This window comes from Streptomyces sp. NPDC091416 (assembly GCF_044756845.1).
Classification (GTDB): Bacteria; Actinomycetota; Actinomycetes; order Streptomycetales; family Streptomycetaceae; genus Streptomyces.
The window spans coordinates 1,192,398-1,211,787 of sequence record NZ_JBIVTU010000001.1 but is presented as its reverse complement, the minus strand read 5'-3'; the positions used below and the strand labels follow the sequence as shown (position 1 = coordinate 1,211,787).

Below are 19,390 nucleotides of genomic sequence, written 5' to 3'. Positions count from 1 at the left end.
GCGTGCACGTCACGCCTCTTCCACGGGCTCCAACTGTGCGCACATGCATCGTAATTCCCTCATTCACCGGCGTCCCGGGCCACGATCTCGCGGGCCAGTGCGGCGAGGTCGTCGAGTGCCGGATGGCCGGGGGCGTCGCGGCGGGCGAGCAGTACCGGGAGGGCCGGGGCGTCCACGAGCGGGCGGTAGGCGACCCCGGCGTGCGGGTGCATGCCGGCCGTGGACGCGCCCGAGACGCCGGTTCCGCGCCCCGCCGCGATGGCGGCGAGCCAGTCGTCGGTGTTGGCGACGGTCAGGGTGGCGGCGGGGCGGGCGGACGGCGGCCACAGCTCGGGGGTGGTGGTGCCGGAGACGGTGTTCAGGACGACGGTGCCGGTCGCCAGATCGGCCAGCCGGAGCGTGGCGCGGGAGGCGAGGGGGCCGTCCGCCGTCACGGCCGCGACCCGCTCCTCCTCGTACAGCACCTCCGTGACGAGCCCCGGCGCGTCGACGGGGCCGCGCAGCAGGGCGGCGTCGACCTCGCCGCGGGTCAGTCCGGCGGTGCGGTCGTCGATCCGGCGCAGTTCCAGCGGGATCCGCGGATAGCGCTCCTGCCAGCCGCGGAGCAGCGGGGTGGTGTAGCGGCCGAACGCGGACCAGGCGTGGCCGAGCCGCAGCGGCCACCGGCGCAGCCCCTCGGCGTCGGTCGCCGCGTCGAAGGCGGCGACCGCCGCGGCCGCCCGGTCACGGAAGGCGACGCCTTCGGGGGTGAGGTCGAGGTGGTGGGTGGAGCGGTCGACGAGCCGGAGGCCGAGGTGGCGCTCCAGGGCGGCCAGGGTGCGCGAGACGGCGGGCTGGGTGAGGCGGAGCCGGGCGGCGGCCCGGGTGATGCTCGACTCCTCCGCGACGGCGAGGAAGGCCCGCAGATGGCGGATCTCGATGGCGCGCCCGGCGCGTCCGGCGCCGCTGCCTGCGCTCTTGCCCGTGGCGCCGTCCACGCCCTGTCCCGTGCTCATGCGTGTAGAGCATAACGGGAGCCCAATCGGCATTTCACGTGCCGCGCGCGGGTGCCTACGGTAATCGGGTGGGCTGCACGGATAGAGTGCAGTATCTTCAATGGTGAAGTGCATTGTGTTGCACTTTCGCTCCGCGAACTCAGAAAGTCGGGCCACAGGTGAACAACCAGGGCACCGCGGCAGAACCGGCCGCAGCAGTCGCCGTCCCGGAGGCGGTCACCGCCCTCGGCGAAGCCCCCCGCACCGGAGGGCGCAGGACGGCGCTCGCCCCGGTCGCGCTGGTGGTCGCGGGCGGGCTCTCCGTCCAGTTCGGCTCGGCGGTCGCGGTGCTGCTGATGCCGAAGGCCGGGGCGCTCGGCGTCGTCACGCTGCGGCTCGCCGTCGCGGCCCTCGTCATGCTCGTCGTCTGCCGTCCGAAGCTGCGCGGCCACTCGCGGGCCGACTGGGGAACCGTGCTGGCCTTCGGGCTCGCCATGGGCGGCATGAACACGCTCTTCTACCAGGCCGCCGACCGCATCCCGCTCGGCGCCGCCGTGACCCTGGAGGTGCTGGGCCCGCTCGCCCTCTCGGTGATCGCCTCGCGCCGCCTGGTCAACGTGGTCTGGGCCGGACTCGCGCTGTGCGGTGTGCTGCTGCTGAGCGGCGGCGGCTTCGACCGGCTCGATCCGGTGGGCGCCGTGTACGCGCTCGCCGCCGGTGCCATGTGGGCGGCGTACATCGTCTTCAGTGCCCGCACCGGCCGCCGTTTCCCGCAGGCCGACGGACTGGCCCTGGCGCTGGTGGTGGCGGCCGTCCTCTCGCTGCCGCTCGGCGTCATGGAGTCCGGCTCGAAGCTCCTCGTCCCGTCGACGCTGGGCCTCGGCGCCGCCGTCGCGCTGCTGAGCTCGGTCCTCCCGTACACGCTCGAACTCATGGCGCTGCGTCGGCTGCCCGCGCCCACCTTCGCGATCCTGATGAGCCTGGAGCCCGCGATCGCGGCCGCTGCGGGCTTCCTCATCCTCGACCAGGCCCTCTCCACGACAGACGCCCTGGCCATCGCCCTGGTCATCGGCGCGAGCATGGGAGCGGTACGCAGTCAGGTGCGGGGCGTCGGGAAGCGGTGAGGAACCGCCCGGCGGGTGAGGGCGTTCCGGCTGCGTGTCCGGGTGTCCGGATCCAAGGGCCGTCCCGCGTTCCTGGTGGATCAGCGCGCGGCGTCGGATGCGGTGCGTCGCAACGCGGAGGGGCGCACGCATACTGGACGTATTCGGGCGTTCCGACAACGCCGCGAGGTGCCGTAGCCGTCGTCGTGCGCCCGCCGGGAATCGCGGGACAGTCCTTGGGGTGGTCGCGACATCCGACCTGGAGGAAACATGCCGGAACGCGATGATCTGCTCGCGCTCGTCACCGACCAGCGCACCAACTTTCTCTTCACCGTCGAGAACCTCGACGACACCGGGGCGCGCGCCCGCACGACCGTCAGCGAGCTGACGCTGGGCGGACTGCTGAAGCACCTCGGGCTCGTGCAGCGCAGCTGGCTGGACGTGATCGAGGGCACCGCCCCGGCCAGGGTCGACTGGGCCGACCTCGACCCCGACGGGCAGCGGATGACCGACGCCGAGACGCTGTCCGGGCTGATGGCGGCCTTCCACGACGCGGCCGCCGCGTACGACCGCACGGTCCGCGAGGAGGCCGACCTCGACCGCGAGGTCACGCTGCCGGCGTACCCGTGGTCGCCCCCGGAGCCCGTCCGGTGGACCGTGCGCCACGTCCTGTGGCACATCTTCCGCGAGATCACGCACCACAGCGGCCACGCCGACATCATCCGCGAGGCGCTGGACGGCTCCAGTACGACGGCCAAGATGGCCGAGGCGGCGTCGAAGGGGCAGTAGGGGCCGTCGCGCGAGGTGGCGTCACCGGCGCCGGGGCGGCGGCGTCCGGCCGGCGCGGGGGCCACGGGATGTGGCCGGGCGCGGCGGGATGCCGCCGGGCGCCGGGGACGCCACCGGCGGCGCGGGCCGTCACGGGGCATCAGGGTGCGCGTGGGCCGGGCCCGTACTCCGCCCAGAAAATCATGCAAGCATGCTTGCTTGTTTTACCCCTCGCTGGCAGGCTCCGGGACACACCGCCACGCCCCGAGGGGAGCGCACCGTGTCCGATGCCGCAGCCGTGCTCGACGACCTGGCCAGTGAGAGCGAGGAACTCGACCTGCTCGTCGCCGGGCTGAACGCCGGGCAATGGGCGGGAGGCACGCCTGCCGAGGGCTGGACGATCGCCCATCAGATCGCCCATCTCAGCTGGACCGACGAGGTCGCGCTGATCGCCGTCACCGAGCCCGGGCGGTTCGGCGACGAGGTCGACCGGGCGATGAAGGACCCCGAGGGCTTCGTCGACCGGGCCGCCGAGGACACCGTCGCGGCGTACGCCCCGGACGCGCTGCTCGACCGCTGGCGCACCGGCAGACAGCGCCTTCAGGAGGCCCTGCGCGCGGCGCCCGCCGGGACCCGGTTTCCCTGGTACGGGCCACCGATGAGCGTCGCCTCGATGGCGACCGGGCGGCTCATGGAGACCTGGGCCCACGGCCAGGACGTCGCCGACGCCCTCGGGGCCGCCCGCGCCCCCACCGCCCGGCTGCGGCACGTCGCCCGGATCGGGGTCCGGGCTCGCGACTACGCCTTCCTCGTGCGCGGGATCCAGGCGCCGGGGGAGGAGTTCCGGGTGGAACTGGAAGGGCCGGAAGGCGAGTTGATCGCCTACGGACCCGAGGACGCGGCCCAGCGCGTCACCGGACCCCTGCACGACTTCTGCCTGCTCGTCACCCAGCGCGCCCACCGCGACGACCTGGCGGTCCGGGCCGAGGGCGCAGACGCCGACGCCTGGCTCGACATCGCGCAGGCCTTCGCCGGGCCCGCCGGAGCCGGCCGCGCCCCGCAGGCGGACCGATGACCGCCACCGCCGCGCGCCCCCAGGACGGGCCGGTGCCCGCGCCCCTGCGGATCGGCAACGCCTCCGGGTTCTACGGCGACCGCTTCGACGCCGTGCGCGAGATGCTCACCGGCGGCCCGCTCGACGTCCTCACCGGCGACTACCTCGCCGAGCTCACCATGCTCATCCTCGGCCGCAGCCGGCTCAAGGACCCGGGGCGCGGCTACGCCACCACCTTCCTGCGCCAGCTGGAGGAAGGCCTCGGCCTCGCCCACGAGCGCGGGGTGAAGGTCGTCACCAACGCGGGCGGCCTCAACCCCGCCGGACTGGCCGACGCGATCGGGGAGCTGGCCGGCAAGGTGGGCGTGCCGGTGCGCGTCGCCCACGTCGAGGGCGACAGCCTGCCCGTGCCGGACGGCTTCCTCACCGCGAACGCCTACCTCGGCGGGTCCGGCATCGCCGCCTGTCTGCGGGCCGGGGCCGACATCGTCGTCACCGGCCGGGTCACCGACGCCGCCCTGGTCACCGGACCCGCGGCCGCCCACTTCGGCTGGGGCCCCGAGGACCACGACGCGCTCGCCGGAGCCGTCGTCGCCGGACACGTACTGGAATGCGGCACCCAGGCCACCGGCGGGAACTACTCCTTCTTCCGCGGCCACGACATCCGCCGCCCCGGCTTCCCCGTCGCCGAGATCCACGCCGACGGAAGCTCCGTCATCACCAAGCACGACGGCACGGGCGGCGTCGTCGACGTCGGCACCGTCACCGCCCAGCTGCTGTACGAGACCGGCGGCGCCCGGTACGCGGGCCCCGACGTCACCGCCCGGCTCGACACCGTGCGGCTGGCGCAGGACGGGCCCGACCGGGTCCGGATCTCCGGGGTGCGCGGCGAGGCCCCGCCGCCCACGCTCAAGGCCGGGCTCACCCGGCTCGGCGGCTGGCGGAACGAGGTCGTCTTCGTGCTCACCGGACTCGACATCGACGCCAAGGCGCAGCTCGTCCGCGACCAGATCGCCGACGCCTTCGCCCGGTCCGGCCGGCAGCCGGACGAGGTGCGCTGGGAGCTCGCGCGCACCGACCGGGCCGACGCCCCGACCGAGGAGACCGCGAGCGCCCTGCTCCGGCTCGTCGTCCGCGACCAGGACCCCGACGCGGTGGGACGCGCCCTGTCCGGCGCCGCGATCGAGCTGGCGCTGGGCAGCTACCCGGGCTTCCACGTCACCGCTCCGCCCGGGAAGGGCGCGCCCTACGGGGTGTTCGAGGCCCGGTACGTACCGGCGGGGGACGTGGAGCAGGTGGCCGTGCTGCCCGACGGGCGGCGCGAAGCACAGGAGCCGGCCGTCCGCACGCAAGCCCTGGCCGACGTGGAACAGCCGCCGCTGCCCGAGCCGCTGGAGGCAGGGCCCACCCGGTCCGCCGCCCTCGGGCTCGTCGCGGGTGCCCGCAGCGGTGACAAGGGCGGTGACGCGAACATCGGGGTGTGGGCCGGCAGCGAGACGGCCTGGCGGTGGCTGGCCCACGAGCTGACCGTCGAGCGGCTGCGCGAACTCCTCCCGGAGACCGCCGGCCTGCCCGTCGTGCGCCATGTCCTGCCGAACCTGCGCGCCCTGAACTTCACCGTCCACGGGCTCCTCGGCGAAGGCGTCGCCGCCCAGCACCGCTTCGACCCGCAGGCCAAGGCCGTGGGGGAGTGGCTGCGCTCGCGCCGGCTGGAGATACCCGTGGCCCTGCTGGACAGCTCACCGGAGGTGCACGCATGACCGTCCTGCCCACCGGGCTCGACACCGCGAGCCCCGAATACGCCGCGAACCGTGCCGCCATGCTCGAAAGGCTCGCCGAGCTGGACGCCGCGCACGCCAAGGCGCTGGAGGGCGGCGGCGAGAAGTACGTCGAGCGGCACCGCAGGCGCGGCAAGCTCCTCGCCCGGGAGCGGATCGAGCTCCTGGTCGACGAGGACAGCCCGTTCCTGGAGCTGTCGCCGCTCGCCGCCTGGGGCAACGAGGCCGCCGGGTACACGGTCGGCGCCTCGCTCGTCACCGGGATCGGGGTGGTCGAGGGCGTCGAGTGCCTGATCACCGCCAACGACCCGACCGTACGCGGCGGCGCCTCCAACCCCTGGACGCTGAAGAAGGCCCTGCGGGCCAACGAGATCGCCTTCGCCAACCGGCTCCCGGTCATCAGCCTCGTCGAGTCGGGCGGCGCCGATCTGCCGTCCCAGAAGGAGATCTTCATCCCCGGCGGGGCGCTGTTCCGCGACCTGACCCGGCTGTCCGCCGCCGGAATCCCGACCGTGGCCGTCGTCTTCGGCAACTCCACCGCCGGAGGCGCGTACGTCCCCGGCATGTCCGACCACACCGTGATGATCAAGGAACGGTCCAAGGTCTTCCTCGGCGGTCCGCCCCTGGTCAAGATGGCCACCGGCGAGGAGAGCGACGACGAGTCGCTCGGCGGCGCCGAGATGCACGCCCGTACCTCGGGCCTCGCCGACCACTTCGCGCTCGACGAGCACGACGCCCTGCGCCAGGCCCGCCGCATCGTCGCCCGCCTCAACTGGCGCAAGGCACACCCCGATCCGGGCCCCGCCGAGCCGCCGAAGTACGACGAGGACGAGCTGACCGGCATCGTGCCCGGCGACCTGAAGGTGCCCTTCGACCCGCGCGAGGTCATCGCCCGGCTGGTCGACGGCTCGGACTTCGACGCGTTCAAGCCGCTCTACGGGACGAGCCTGGTCACTGGCTGGGCCAGGCTGCACGGCTACCCGGTCGGCATCCTCGCCAATGCGCAGGGCGTGCTGTTCAGCGAGGAGTCGCAGAAGGCCGCGCAGTTCATCCAGCTCGCCAACCAGCGTGACATCCCGCTCCTCTTCCTCCACAACACCACCGGCTACATGGTCGGCAAGGAGTACGAACAGGGCGGCATCATCAAGCACGGCGCGATGATGATCAACGCGGTGTCGAACTCGAAGGTCCCGCACCTGTCCGTCCTGATGGGTGCCTCCTACGGCGCCGGGCACTACGGCATGTGCGGCAGGGCCTACGACCCGCGCTTCCTGTTCGCCTGGCCCAGCAGCAAGTCGGCCGTCATGGGTCCGCAGCAACTGGCCGGGGTCCTGTCGATCGTCGCCCGCGCCTCGGCCGCCGCGAAGGGCCGGCCGTACGACGACGAGTCGGACGCCGCGCTGCGCGCCATGGTCGAGCAGCAGATCGAGGCCGAGTCGCTGCCGATGTTCCTGTCCGGGCGGCTGTACGACGACGGGGTCATCGACCCGCGCGACACCAGGACCGTCCTCGGGATGTGCCTGTCCGCCATCCACACCGCACCGGTCGAGGGCGCCCGCGGCGGCTTCGGCGTCTTCCGGATGTGAGCTGACATGATCACTACTCTGCTTGTGGCCAACCGGGGCGAGATCGCCTGCCGGATCTTCCGCACCTGCCGCGCGCTCGGCATCGCCACCGTCGCCGTGTACTCCGACGCGGACGCCGGCGCCCTGCACGTACGGGAGGCCGACACCGCCGTACGGCTGCCGGGGGCCGCGCCCGGCGACACGTATCTGCGCGGCGACCTCGTCGTCGCGGCGGCGCTCGCGGCGGGCGCCGACGCCGTCCACCCCGGGTACGGCTTCCTCTCCGAGAACGCGGGATTCGCCGCCGCGGTGCAGGACGCGGGGCTGGTCTGGGTCGGTCCGCCGGTCAAGTCCATCGAGCTGATGGCGTCCAAGACCCGGGCCAAGGAGCTGATGGCCGCTGCCGGGGTACCGCTGCTCGCCCCCGTCGACCCGGCCGCGGCCCGCGCCGAGGACCTGCCGCTGCTGCTCAAGGCCGCAGCGGGCGGCGGCGGGCGCGGCATGCGGATCGTGCGCGAACTGGACGCCCTGCCAGGCGAGTTGACGGCTGCGGCGGCGGAGGCGCTGTCCGCGTTCGGGGACGGCGAGGTCTTCGCCGAGCCGTACGTGGAGCGCGGCCGGCACGTCGAGGTCCAGATCATGGCCGACGAGCACGACGGCGTCTGGGCGCTCGGCACCCGCGACTGCTCGCTCCAGCGCCGCCACCAGAAGGTCATCGAGGAGGCCCCCGCACCCGGCCTCGACGACGGGCTCCGGGACCGGCTGCACGACGCCGCCACGGCCGCCGTGCGGGCCGTCGGCTACCGGGGCGCCGGCACCGTCGAATTCCTGGTCGCCGACGGGCGTCCGTACTTCCTGGAGATGAACACCCGCCTCCAGGTCGAACACCCCGTCACCGAGGCCGTGTTCGGCCTCGACCTCGTCGCTCTGCAGCTACGGACCGCGGAGGGCGAGCCGCTGCCCTCCGCCCTGCCGCCGCAACCCGCCGGGCACGCCGTCGAGGCCCGGCTCTACGCCGAGGACCCCGCCCGTGACTGGCAGCCACAGACCGGAGCGCTGCTCTCGCTCGACGTGCCGGACGAGCCCGGCCTGCGTCTGGACACCGGATACACCGGCGGCGACACCATCGGCGTGCACTACGACCCGATGCTCGCCAAGGTCATCGCCCACGCCCCCACCCGTACCCAGGCCGTACGCCTGCTGGCCCGCGCCCTGGAACGCGCCCGCATCCACGGTCCCGTCACCAACCGGGACCTCCTCGTACGCTCCCTGCGCCACCCGGACTTCGTCGCCGCCCGCCTCGACACCGGCTTCTACGACCGGCACCTGGCAGCCCTGACCGGCGGCGCCGACGAGGCGGACCAACGGCTCGCCGCCACCGCCGCCGCCCTCGCCGCGGCAGCCCGCAGCGCCACCTCCACCACCGCGGGCGGGTTCACCCGCTTCGGCGCCTGGCGCAATCTGCCCTCGCAGCCCCAGCTCAGGCGCTACCGCAGCGAGCCGGACGGCCGCGAGCACGAGATCGCCTACCGCCGCACCCGCGACGGCGTGGCGGTCGAGGCAGGGGGCATCCGGGTGGTCTCCGCCGGACGGGCCCGCGTCACCCTCGAACGCGGCGGTCTCACCCGCCACTTCGACATCCTCGTCCGCGACGACCAGGTGTACGTGGACACCGCCACCGGCTCGTACGCCTTCACCGCCCTGCCCCGCTTCACCGACCCCGCCGAGCGCACCGAACCCGGCTCCCTGCTCGCCCCGATGCCCGGCACCGTGGTCCGCCTCGCGGACGGACTCACGGCCGGGGCCGCCGTCGAGGCCGGGCAGCCGCTGATCTGGCTGGAGGCCATGAAGATGGAGCACCGCATCCTCGCCCCCGCCTCCGGCACCCTCACCGCCCTGCACGCCGCAGTCGGCCTCCAGGTGGAGGTCGGCGCACTGCTCGCCGTCGTCGCTGACGCACAGGAGGAACCGACCGCATGAGCACCGTTCTCGAAACCGAAGAGCACCAGGCGCTGCGCGCCGCCGTCGCCGCACTCGGAAAGCGGTACGGCAGGGAGTACTCCACCGCCTGCGCCCGCGACGGCGCACACCCGCGGGAGCTGTGGTCCGAGGCGGGCAAGCTCGGCTACCTCGGCGTGAACCTTCCCGAGGAGTACGGCGGCGGAGGCAGCGGGATGGCCGAACTCTCCATCGTTCTGGAGGAGCTGGGGGCCGCGGGCTCACCGCTCCTCATGATGGTCGTCTCGCCCGCCATCTGCGGCACCGTGATAGCCCGCTTCGGCACCGGCGACCAGAAGCGGCAGTGGCTCCCCGGCCTCGCCGACGGCAGCCTCACCATGGCCTTCGGCATCACCGAACCCGACGCCGGCTCCAACTCCCACCGCATCACCACCACCGCCCGCCGCGACGGCGGGGAGTGGGTGCTGAACGGACGCAAGGTCTTCGTCTCCGGCGTCGACATCGCCGACGCCACGCTCATCGTCGGGCGCACCGAGGACGCCAGGACCGGCAAGCTGAAGCCCTGCCTGTTCATCGTCCCGCGCGAGGCGCCCGGCTTCCGGCGCTCCCACATCGAGATGGAACTCCAGGCGGCGGAGAAGCAGTTCGAACTCGTCCTCGACGACGTACGCCTGCCCGCCGACGCACTCGTCGGCGAGGAGGACGCCGGACTCCTCCAGCTCTTCGCCGGACTGAACCCGGAGCGCATCATGACCGCCGCGTTCGGGATCGGCATGGGGCGCTACGCGCTGGCCCGCGCCGTCGAGTACGCGAAGACCCGCCAGGTGTGGAAGGAGCCCATCGGCGCCCACCAGGCCATCGCCCACCCGCTCGCCCAGGCCCACATCGAGCTCGAACTGGCCCGTCTGATGATGCAGAAGGCCGCCCGGCTCTACGACGACGGCGACGACACCGGCGCGGGCGAGGCCGCCAACATGGCGAAGTACGCCGCCGGAGAGGCGTGCGTCAAGGCGGTCGACCAGGCCGTGCACACCCTCGGCGGCAACGGCCTCACCCGCGAGTACGGCCTCGGGTCCCTGATTACCGCGTCCCGGGTGGCGCGGATCGCGCCGGTCAGCCGCGAAATGATCCTGAACTACGTCTCCCACCAGTCCCTGGGCCTCCCCAAGTCCTACTGACCGGGGCCTGCGGGCCGGCACCTGCCGACCGACCGCGTCTCACCGGCTCCTCCCGTGTCCTGCCCGCGTCGAAGGGAACCGTCATGGTGTTCCACAGCGAGTACGAAGACGTTCCGGCCCTCGCCACACCCATCCACGAGACGGTCCTCGGCGGGGCCGCGGCCTTCGGTGACACCGTCGCCCTGATCGACGGGACGAACGGCCTCTCCGTCACGTACGCCCAGCTCGACACCTTCCACCGCCGCATCGCCGCCCACCTCGCCGAGGCGGGCGTGCGCAAGGGCGACGTCCTGGCCGTGCACAGCCCCAACACGATCGCCTACCCGGCCGTCTTCTACGGCGCCACGCGCGCCGGAGCGTCGGTCACCACCGTCCACCCGCTCTCCACGGCCGAGGAGTTCGCCCAGCAGCTCCACGACTCCGGCGCCCGCTGGATCGTCACCGTGTCCCTGTTCCTCGACGTCGCCCGCCGGGCCGCCGGACTCGCGGGCGGCGCCCAGGAGATCTTCGTCTGCGACCGGGCCGAGGGCCACACCTCCGTACTCGACATGCTCGCCTCCACCGCCCCCGAACCCGAGATCGACTTCGGCCCCGACGACGTCGCCGTCCTCCCGTACTCCTCCGGAACCACCGGCGCCCCCAAGGGCGTCATGCTCACCCACCGCTCCATCGGCACCAACCTGGAGCAGCTGCGCCCCTTCATCCCCATGGAGCCCGGCCACAGCATCCTGGCCGTTCTGCCCTTCTTCCACATCTACGGGCTGACCGCCCTGATGAACGTCCCGCTGCGCTGCGGGGCCACCGTCGTCGTGCTGCCCCGCTTCGACCTCGACCAGTTCCTCGGCGTGATCCAGGAACACCGCATCACCGGGCTGTACGTGGCCCCGCCGATCGTCCTGGCCCTCGCCAAGCACCCGGCCGTCGGCGACTACGACCTCTCCTCGCTCGCCTACGTCGTCAGCGCCGCGGCGCCCCTGGACGCCGACCTCGCCGCCGCCTGCTCCGCCCGCCTCGGCATACCGCCCGTACGGCAGGCGTACGGGATGACGGAGCTCTCGCCCGGCACGCACGTCGTGCCCCTCGAAGCCGAGAACCCGCCGCTCGGAGCCGTGGGGAAGCTGCTGCCGAGCACCGAGATGCGCATCGTGTCCATCGAGGACCCCGGGACGGACCTCGGCATCGGCGCCGACGGCGAGATCCTCATCCGAGGCCCTCAGGTGATGAAGGGCTACCTCGGCCGTCCCGACGCCACCGACGCCATGATCGACGGCGAGGGCTGGCTGCACACCGGCGACGTCGGCCGCGTCGACGAGGACGGCTGGCTGTTCGTCGTCGACCGGGTCAAGGAACTCATCAAGTACAAGGGCTACCAGGTGGCCCCGGCCGAACTCGAAGCCCTCCTCGTCGGCCACGAGGCCGTCGCCGACGCCGCCGTCATCGGCGTGAACGACGCCGACGGCAACGAGATCCCCAAGGCCTACGTGGTCCGCGCCCCGGGCGCGGACCTCACGGCGGAGGCGCTCATGGTCTGGGTGGCCGGCCAGGTCGCCCCGTACAAGAAGGTCCGGCAGGTCGAGTTCATCGAGACCGTGCCGCGCGCGGTCTCCGGGAAGATCCTGCGCAGGGAACTGCGGGCGCGGCGCTGATCCTCCGGGCGGCGGGTGGCCGGGCGGCACGGCCCGGTGCGTGTACGGCCGCATGGGCCGAAGCCTCGGGTGAGGCTTCGGCCCATGCGGTGCGCACGGCGCGGCGGCGCCGGTGGGGCCGCTGTCAGAACTTCGAAGGCACGTAGGTGTAGCAGTAGTTGGTCCCGCCGTAGTAGTCGTCGCCCTCCAGCAGCAGGTAGCCGCCGGTGCCCTTGCCCACGATGCCGTCCACGGTGAGGTTGAACAGGGACGGGGCGGTGCGCTGGTACCACATGACCCAGGAGCGGGTGTCGGGGCCCCATTGGCCGTCCTCGGCCAGCGGGCGGTCGTAGCCGTAGTCCGAGGCGATGTCGTTGAGGAGGTGCTGGACGCACCACACGCCGTGCGTGTTGTTGGCGTAGCCGTCGCCGATGTAGCCGGCGGTCGGCGACGCCTGGGCCTGAGTGACCGTACCGGCGGTGAGGAGCGCGAGTCCGGCGGTAACGCCCGCCATCCTCACCAGAACGCTCCTGCGCCGGGTCCTGGCGGTCTTCGTAGCCATGGAGGCTGTGTCCCTTCGTCGTCTCGGCTGCGCGGCGGCGCGGCCGTCGTCGAAACCCAGACTCTCCCGGGCCGTGACCACGGACTATCCGGTTCGCGGCCGGGGAATCACGCGTTTGTGGATAGCCGCTGCCGCCCCTTCGAGGTATCCGAGGGCAGCCGCCCGTACGCCTGCCGGTACTCGGCGCTGAAGCGGCCGAGGTGGGTGAACCCCCAGCGGCAGGCGACCTCGGTGACCGATCCGGTGGCGTTCCCCTCGGCGATGGCCGTCAGTTCGCGGTGGGCGTGGTCGAGCCGGACCCTGCGCAGGTAGGCCAGGGGTGTCGTGTCCAGATGCCTGCGGAAGCCCTCCCGCAGGGCCTGCACGCCGACCCGGGCGGCCTGGGCGATGTCGGAGACGGAGACGGCCTCGTCGGCGTGCTCCTCGCAGTAGGCCGTCGCGCGCCGCAGGGTGCCCGGCAGCATCGTGGTGCCGACGCCGGGCACCTCGACGCTCCAGGAGTGGGCCTGGACGTCCAGCAGGGTGTCGACGAGCAGGCGCTCGAAGTGCCGTACGCCCAGGCCGGGACGGTGCGCCAGCGGGGAGAGCAGGAACTGCCGGAACGCGTCGACGAGCGCCAGCCAGGAACGCACGGCCGGGTCCGCCCCGTCCAGCAGATGCCGGCGGAACCGCAGCGGCCCCTGCGGTACGTCGCCCAGACGCACCGCGGCCACCTCGGTCACGGTCTCCTGGGACAGGGCGAGCGCCCCGTTGACCGCCAGGTGGTCCCACTCCATCGACACCACGTCACCCGGTCCCGCCACGGACAACGAGGACGGCAGGGCGTTGCCGTTGACGACCACCGTCCCGGCGCCGGCCTGCGGAAGGATGACGTTGTAGAAGCCGGGCAGATCCCGCGCCAGCAGCCGCACCGGAGCACCGTAGGCCAGGTCGTACAGCCCCACGGAGCCCTCGTGGAAGGCCCGGAACCTGCCCGGCAGCCGCTGGGGCCCCAGGATCGTCAGCCGGTGCGGCGACAGGCGCCGGCCCACGGCCTGGCGCAGTTCCTCGATGTCGCCCCCTTCGTAGATGGGCACCGGCTCCGCCGTGCCACCCCCCTGATCCAGCGCGCCGACCGCCACTGTCTGCCCCCGTTGCCGAACCGCATCCGACCGCCCCGCGGCTGCGGGGCCGCACAACTCTGCGACCCGGGCGCGCCGTGGGGCAAGGTGATACGAACGGAACCCGTCGGCGTGTCGCGGACCCCGGACCACCAGGACTTCTTCCCGCGGGCACGAGCGACGAGACTGGCCGGGCCCGCCCGGAATCATGCAAGCACGCTTGATTGTTCTTGCTCCCGCTGCCACGCTCGGCGACACGCCCCGCAGAAGGAGAGCGATCCATGAGCCAGCTCGCCCCGCCCGCCCATGAGCGCGGGATCACCACACTCACGCTGGACTCCCCGGCCAACCGCAACGCGTTGAGCGCCGCCCTGGTCGGCGAGGTGTCCGAGGCCCTCGACGCGTGCGCGGCCGACGACGCGGTCAGGGCCGTGGTCCTCACCCACACCGGGAACACGTTCTGTGCGGGGGCCGACCTGAGGGCGCCGGCCGACCCGCACGCCTTCGTCGCCCTGATGCGGAGCATCGTGACGCTGCCCAAGCCGGTCGTCGCCCGGGTCACGGGGCACGTCCGGGCCGGTGGCCTCGGCCTGCTCGGCGCCTGCGACATCTCGGTGGCCGGCCCCGACTCCTCCTTCGCCCTCACCGAGTCCCGCCTGGGCCTCGCCCCCGCCGTCATCTCCCTTCCGCTCCTGCCGCGCATGGAGCCCCGCGCGGCAGCCCGCTACTACCTCACCGGTGAACGCTTCGACGCGACGGAGGCGGCCCGTACCGGCCTCGTCACCCTCGCCGCCGAGGACGTGGACAAGGCGCTCGTACCGGTACTCGACGGACTGCGCCGGGCCTCCCCGCAGGGGCTGGCCGCATCGAAGGAGCTGGTCACGGCTACTGTGCGGGAGACTTTCGACCAGTACGCCGAAGACCTCATCGCCCGCTCCGCGTCACTCTTCGCCTCCGACGAGGCACGGGAGGGGATGACGGCCTTCCTGGAACGACGGGACCCCGCATGGCTGCTGTGACCACGCCCAAGCAGGACCGCAGCCGCGCCACCCGGCAGAAGCTCCTCGAAGCCGCGGTCGCCTGCCTCGCCGAACACGGCTGGGCCGGCTCCACGGTCTCCGTCGTCGCGATGCGCGCCGGAGTCTCCCGCGGCGCCGCCCAGCACCACTTCCCCACCCGTGAGGACCTGTTCACCGCAGCCGTGGAGTACGTCGCCGAGGAACGCTCCGCCGCCCTGCGCGCCGTCCCCGGCCAGGACCGGGCCGCGGTCGTCGCCGCCCTCGTCGACCTCTACACGGGCCCCCTGTTCCGCGCCGCCCTGCAACTCTGGGTCGCCGCCTCCAACCACGAACAGCTCCGTCCCCGTGTCACCGAACTCGAAGCCCGCGTCGGCCGCGAGACCCACCGCATCGCGGTCAGCCTCCTGAACGCCGACGAAACCCGCCCCGGAGTACGCGAGACGGTCCAGGGCCTCCTGGACATGGCCCGCGGCCTCGGCCTCGCCAACGTCCTCACCGACGACACGGCCCGCCGGCGACGGGTCGTGGCGCAGTGGGCGGCGCTGCTGGACGACGTGCTGGGTTGAGGCGCCGGGTCACAGCCAGTCGGCCCACCCGAACGCGGCCCTGTACGCCCGCCGGAGCGCGTGAGCGCCCCGGTCCCCGTCGGCATGGACCCAGGCGAGCGCGACGGCGAACCAGAGCAGGAAGATCCCGCCGACCACGCCCAGCGCCGCGAACGTGCCGAACCGGCCGATAAGGACCAGGGCAACGACGACGATGCCGGCGCCGAAATGGGCGGGCCTCACATCCACGGGCGCCGAGCGGCGCCGTTCCCTGCCCTCGGCCCGCTCGGCCGCGAAGCGCTGATCGCGGACGGCCTGGGGCTCGTTCTCGTCGAAGTTCATGCGATCCCCCAGGGGCGGTCGATGGATCCGGAGGCCGGGAAGGCGAGTCCAGCGTAGGCCGGTGCGGAGACGGGCTTCCGCGTTCTCGGCGCCGGGAGCCCGTCTCCGCGCCCCGCAGTCCTCGTGAGGGGACAGCCGCAGGACATGTCCGTCCCGGGCCTCGCGCGGGCCCGTCGCGTCGCCGGGGGCGCCCGGTCCGGGCATTGGCCGTCGCGCCCCGCCGTGATCTGATGACGCAGACCCTTCGTGAGGACCGGCCGGGCGGCACCCCGCCCGGACAACCTGCCTACAGGAACGGTGTGTTGGCGTGCACAACGGTGGACATCCCACGCGCATAGGCCCGTTCGCGGTGCAGCGTCATCTCGGGGGCGGCGGCATGGGGCTGGTGTACCTCGGCCTCGCGGACAGCGGAGAGGCGCGGATCGGGGGCCGGCTCGCCGCGGTGAAAGTCATCCGCCCCGAGTACGCGAGCGACGAAGAGTTCCGGCGCCGGTTCGCCCAGGAGATCAAGGCGTCCAGGAGGGTGACCGGCCCCGGTGTCGCGGCAGTCCTGGCAGCCGGGCCGGACGAGAACCCGCCGTGGCTGGCCACGGAGTTCATCAGCGGCACGGACCTGGGCACGCGGGTCCGCACGCGCGGGAAGCTCGCAGTGGACGAGACCGCACGGCTGGGGGTGCGGCTCGCCGAGGCGCTGGGGCGCGTTCACGCCGTGAACGTCGTGCACCGCGACCTCAAACCCTCCAACGTGATGTGGGGCGAGAGCGGCCCGGTGATCATCGACTTCGGGATCGCCCACGCGTCCGACGCCACCCGGTACACCAGAACCGGGGTCGTGGGCACCCCGGGCTACCAGGCCCCCGAGTATCTGGCGCACAGCCATTTCGACGCGAGGTCGGACGTGTTCGCCCTCGGCGCCGTGCTCGCCTTCGCCGCGCTGGGCCGATCGCCCTACGGCGAGGGCGCCCCCATGGCCATCGGTGTACGCATCCTTCAACAGGAGCCCGATCTCGGAGGCATCCCCCGCGCCCTGGCCGATCCGCTCCGCGCCTGCCTCTCCCGGGAACCGCGTGAGCGGCCCACCCTCGAACAGCTCGTGCGCCGGCTTTCCGCACTCGACACCGATGCGCCGCCGCCTCCGCCCGCACCGGAGGCGGAGCGCACCCGAACGGCCGGACGTCCCAGAGCGCGTGCCGGTGAGCCGCATGAGCCCACCCGGGTAGTGCCCCCGACCGATCCGCGCCGGGTTCCGGCGGATCCGCCCATGGCCCCGACAGGCCCGCGCCGGATGCTGTCGCGGCGCGGGGCACTCCTGGGCGGCCTCGCGGTCGTGTCGGCGGCCGGAGTGGGCACCTACCGCGCAACCGGCGGATTCGGCCTTGCCGAGGACCCCGCGGACCCGCGCGAGAACTGGCGCTTCGCCCCGGGCAAGGAAATGGGAGGCCCGGTACTGGCCGGTGACACCCTGTACCTGGGGAGCTACGACACCACCGAGCTGCATGCTGTCGACATCCGCACGGGACGACAGCGCTGGGCCTACCCGGCGAAGGCCAAGGCCTACGGGCGCCCGGCCGTTGTCGGCGACAGCGTGTTCGTCACGAGCGCGGACGGCCGGCTGCACGCCGTGAACCGGGCCACGGGACGGGCACGGTGGACCAAGGAACTGGAAACTCTCGCCGGCGTCGACCTGGCGGCCGGAGGCGGGTTGGTCCTGTGCCAGACGCGTGACGGCTTCCTGCGCGCGTTCACGTCCGCCACGGGGCAGGAACGCTGGCGTTTCCAGACCGGCGAGGACATCCGCAGCCTGCCCGCGCTGGTGCAGGGCGACACGGTACTCGTCACCACCGCCGACGCGCTGCTGCGCGCGCTGGACCTGCGTACCGGCAAGCTCCGCTGGCGCTTCCAGGGGAAGGGCAGCACGGTCAACCTCTCACCGGCGGTCCAGGGGGCGACGGTCGTCCTGGGAACGGGGGACGGCTGGGTGTACGCACTGGCCACGGCCGGCGGCGGCCTGCGCTGGAAGCGCAGATTGAGCACGGACGTCAGCAAGTACGGGGACGCCGTCTTCGGCACCCAGCTCCGCGCCGGCACGGTCTACGTCGGCTGCACCGACGACCACCTGTACGCCCTGGACGCGGCCACCGGCAGACAGCGCTGGCGGGCCGAGGTGAAACCGGGCGACGTGCCGGCGGAGGTGTTCGGTGACACGGTGCTCGTCGGGACGGAAGGCCCGTCGAAACTGCTCGCCCTCGACTCGCGTTCAGGAAAGCCCCGTTGGGACGTGAAGCTGACCGGTCCCGACAGGTTCCTGTGGTGGGTCAATGACGCGGACATCAGCAATGAGATCATCCTGCACGACGGGAACGCGTACGTCACCGCGTGGTCGCTGTACTCGTTCCGGCTCGACTGAGGCGCCCGCGGCCCCGGCGGCAACAGCCCGGCCCGGGCGCCGCGCGCACAGCGCCTTCGGCGCGGCCCTCTCCAGCGCGCGCCCGAGTCACCTCGAATCCCGCGCCCCGAGCTCCTCGCCCGCCGCGGCACCCACGGCCGGGGCCCGGGAACGGTCCCGGATATCCTGCCTCGTCCCGAACAGACCAGGGAGGTCCGCACCATGAGCAGCACCACCGCGTCACCGTTTCCCGCTCGGATCGAGCTCACCGGCGAGGGCCTCGTGCTGCGCGACTGGACCGAGGCGGACCTGGCCGCGATGCCGGAGCTGTTCGACCACCCCGACGTCGCGCACTGGACGCCGATCGTCTCGCCCTTCGACGAGCAGGCCGCGCGCACGCGGCTGGACCGGGCCCGGCAGCTGCGGGCGGAGGGTACGACGATCCTGCTCGCCATCACCACCGACGGCGGCGCGGCACTCGGCGAGGTCATGCTGCGGCGCGCCCCCGAGGGCACGGAGATCGGCTACGCGGTCGGCCCCGCACACCGCGGCCAGGGCCTGGCCGCGCGGGCGGTGCGGGTCATGGCCGCGTACGCCTTCGAGGAGTTGGGCGTCGAGCAGGTGATCCTGGAGCTGGAGGCCGAGAACGCGTCCAGCGTCGCGGTGGCGAGGAAGACGGGCTTCAGCCTCCTCGACGTACCCCTGATCGAGGGCGAGGAGAAGGGACGGCCGTTCGTCCTCCAGACGTGGGGCCTGGACCGTCCCTGACGTCGTCCGGAGCACATGATTCGGCAGGATCCGTTGAGGGCAGGGGCAGGGCATGAGCACGTACGGGACGATGTCGTTCCATCTGGAGACCGAGCGGCTGATCCTGCGGCCGTGGGCCGAGTCGGACGCCGCTGAACTCCGCGCCCTGCAGTCCGAACGCGGCGAGGGCACACCCACGCTCGACTACACCCGGACGCTCATCGCGAAGCTGCTCGCCGCGACGGAGACCACGAGGATCGCCCTCCTGCCCGTCCAGCGCCGTGACGAGGGCGACTTCATCGGCTACTGCGGGCTGATCATCGGCCGCTCCACCCTGGAGGAGCCCGAGATCGCCTACGAGCTCTTCCAGCGGACGCACGGCCACGGCTACGCCACCGAGGCGGCCCGGGCCGTGCTCGACGCCGCCGCGGCGACCGGGCGGGAGCGGCTCTGGGCGACCGTCGCCACATGGAACGCGCCGTCGTTCCGCGTACTCGACAAGCTCGGGTTCGAGCGGGACCGCGTCTCGACGGAGGAGAAGGGCGAAGTGGTCTGGCTGAAGCGCCGGTTGCCGTGAGATCCGGCATCGCGTGGAACGCTCAGGGCGCCTTGAGGCGGTCGCGGAGTCCGGCGACGAGCCGGGACCGATGCCTTCTCGCGCCGTACGTCCAGATCCTGCCCGGAC

The 19,390-nt window shown here is 73.0% G+C and carries 17 protein-coding genes; 13 read left to right on the top strand and 4 right to left on the bottom strand.

Annotated features, from left to right (window positions below; all coding sequences use genetic code 11):
- Nucleotides 1-59 precede the first annotated feature (59 nt).
- The gene (locus ACIQMX_RS05410; RefSeq protein ID WP_402475100.1) at nt 60-995 is read right to left on the bottom strand and encodes a LysR family transcriptional regulator; all 936 of its coding nucleotides are present in this window, start codon (nt 993-995) and stop codon (nt 60-62) included.
- 158 nt (nt 996-1,153) lie between these two features.
- Here ACIQMX_RS05410 and ACIQMX_RS05405 point away from each other — a divergent pair, with 158 nt between their 5' ends.
- The 8 genes from ACIQMX_RS05405 (at nt 1,154) to ACIQMX_RS05370 (ending at nt 12,025) form a co-directional block, all read left to right on the top strand.
- Nucleotides 1,154-2,098: an EamA family transporter gene (locus ACIQMX_RS05405; protein WP_402475099.1), complete on the top strand. Its 945-nt coding sequence runs from the start codon at nt 1,154-1,156 to the stop codon at nt 2,096-2,098.
- Between the two features lie 249 nt (nt 2,099-2,347).
- Nucleotides 2,348-2,866, top strand: a complete 519-nt coding sequence (locus ACIQMX_RS05400; protein ID WP_363071028.1) for a DinB family protein — start codon at nt 2,348-2,350, stop codon at nt 2,864-2,866.
- A gap of 259 nt (nt 2,867-3,125) precedes the next feature.
- Complete coding sequence (locus tag ACIQMX_RS05395; protein ID WP_402475096.1) at nt 3,126-3,920, top strand: TIGR03084 family metal-binding protein; 795 nt, start codon at nt 3,126-3,128, stop codon at nt 3,918-3,920.
- The gene (locus tag ACIQMX_RS05390) at nt 3,917-5,659 is read left to right on the top strand and encodes an acyclic terpene utilization AtuA family protein (protein ID WP_402475093.1); all 1,743 of its coding nucleotides are present in this window, start codon (nt 3,917-3,919) and stop codon (nt 5,657-5,659) included. The genes ACIQMX_RS05395 and ACIQMX_RS05390 overlap by 4 nt, the downstream gene beginning before the upstream one ends.
- Nucleotides 5,656-7,263 carry a carboxyl transferase domain-containing protein gene (locus ACIQMX_RS05385; RefSeq protein WP_363071022.1) on the top strand — a complete coding sequence of 536 codons (1,608 nt, stop codon included), beginning with the start codon at nt 5,656-5,658 and terminating at the stop codon, nt 7,261-7,263. The genes ACIQMX_RS05390 and ACIQMX_RS05385 overlap by 4 nt, the downstream gene beginning before the upstream one ends.
- A gap of 6 nt (nt 7,264-7,269) precedes the next feature.
- Nucleotides 7,270-9,222 carry an acetyl/propionyl/methylcrotonyl-CoA carboxylase subunit alpha gene (locus ACIQMX_RS05380; RefSeq protein WP_402475090.1) on the top strand — a complete coding sequence of 651 codons (1,953 nt, stop codon included), beginning with the start codon at nt 7,270-7,272 and terminating at the stop codon, nt 9,220-9,222.
- Complete coding sequence (locus tag ACIQMX_RS05375) at nt 9,219-10,379, top strand: acyl-CoA dehydrogenase family protein (RefSeq protein WP_363071018.1); 1,161 nt, start codon at nt 9,219-9,221, stop codon at nt 10,377-10,379. The genes ACIQMX_RS05380 and ACIQMX_RS05375 overlap by 4 nt, the downstream gene beginning before the upstream one ends.
- Nucleotides 10,380-10,462: 83 nt before the next feature.
- On the top strand, nt 10,463-12,025 hold the full coding sequence (locus ACIQMX_RS05370) for a 4-coumarate--CoA ligase family protein (RefSeq protein ID WP_402475086.1): 1,563 nt from the start codon (nt 10,463-10,465) through the stop codon (nt 12,023-12,025).
- A gap of 124 nt (nt 12,026-12,149) precedes the next feature.
- Here the strand turns inward: ACIQMX_RS05370 and ACIQMX_RS05365 are convergent, their stop codons facing one another.
- Together ACIQMX_RS05365 and ACIQMX_RS05360 are read right to left on the bottom strand one after the other, a co-directional pair.
- Nucleotides 12,150-12,566, bottom strand: a complete 417-nt coding sequence (locus ACIQMX_RS05365) for a peptidoglycan-binding domain-containing protein (RefSeq protein ID WP_363071015.1) — start codon at nt 12,564-12,566, stop codon at nt 12,150-12,152.
- A 107-nt stretch (nt 12,567-12,673) separates the two neighbouring features.
- Nucleotides 12,674-13,642 carry an AraC family transcriptional regulator gene (locus ACIQMX_RS05360; RefSeq protein ID WP_402475083.1) on the bottom strand — a complete coding sequence of 323 codons (969 nt, stop codon included), beginning with the start codon at nt 13,640-13,642 and terminating at the stop codon, nt 12,674-12,676.
- 305 nt (nt 13,643-13,947) lie between these two features.
- Here ACIQMX_RS05360 and ACIQMX_RS05355 point away from each other — a divergent pair, with 305 nt between their 5' ends.
- Together ACIQMX_RS05355 and ACIQMX_RS05350 are read left to right on the top strand one after the other, a co-directional pair.
- On the top strand, nt 13,948-14,685 hold the full coding sequence (locus ACIQMX_RS05355; RefSeq protein ID WP_402475080.1) for an enoyl-CoA hydratase family protein: 738 nt from the start codon (nt 13,948-13,950) through the stop codon (nt 14,683-14,685).
- Nucleotides 14,673-15,251, top strand: a complete 579-nt coding sequence (locus tag ACIQMX_RS05350) for a TetR/AcrR family transcriptional regulator (protein WP_402475078.1) — start codon at nt 14,673-14,675, stop codon at nt 15,249-15,251. The genes ACIQMX_RS05355 and ACIQMX_RS05350 overlap by 13 nt, the downstream gene beginning before the upstream one ends.
- Before the next feature lie 9 nt (nt 15,252-15,260).
- Here ACIQMX_RS05350 and ACIQMX_RS05345 read toward each other — a convergent pair whose 3' ends face one another.
- Complete coding sequence (locus tag ACIQMX_RS05345; RefSeq protein WP_402475076.1) at nt 15,261-15,572, bottom strand: hypothetical protein; 312 nt, start codon at nt 15,570-15,572, stop codon at nt 15,261-15,263.
- A 307-nt stretch (nt 15,573-15,879) separates the two neighbouring features.
- Between ACIQMX_RS05345 and ACIQMX_RS05340 the strand changes: the two genes are divergently transcribed.
- The 3 genes from ACIQMX_RS05340 (at nt 15,880) to ACIQMX_RS05330 (ending at nt 19,282) form a co-directional block, all read left to right on the top strand.
- Nucleotides 15,880-17,979 carry a PQQ-binding-like beta-propeller repeat protein gene (locus ACIQMX_RS05340; RefSeq protein WP_402475073.1) on the top strand — a complete coding sequence of 700 codons (2,100 nt, stop codon included), beginning with the start codon at nt 15,880-15,882 and terminating at the stop codon, nt 17,977-17,979.
- Between the two features lie 201 nt (nt 17,980-18,180).
- Entirely contained in the window at nt 18,181-18,726 is a 546-nt protein-coding gene (locus ACIQMX_RS05335) for a GNAT family N-acetyltransferase (protein WP_363071003.1), read from the top strand.
- A gap of 52 nt (nt 18,727-18,778) precedes the next feature.
- Nucleotides 18,779-19,282, top strand: coding sequence for a GNAT family N-acetyltransferase (locus tag ACIQMX_RS05330; protein WP_363071001.1), 504 nt, complete (start codon nt 18,779-18,781; stop codon nt 19,280-19,282).
- The last annotated feature ends 108 nt before the right edge of the window (nt 19,283-19,390 follow it).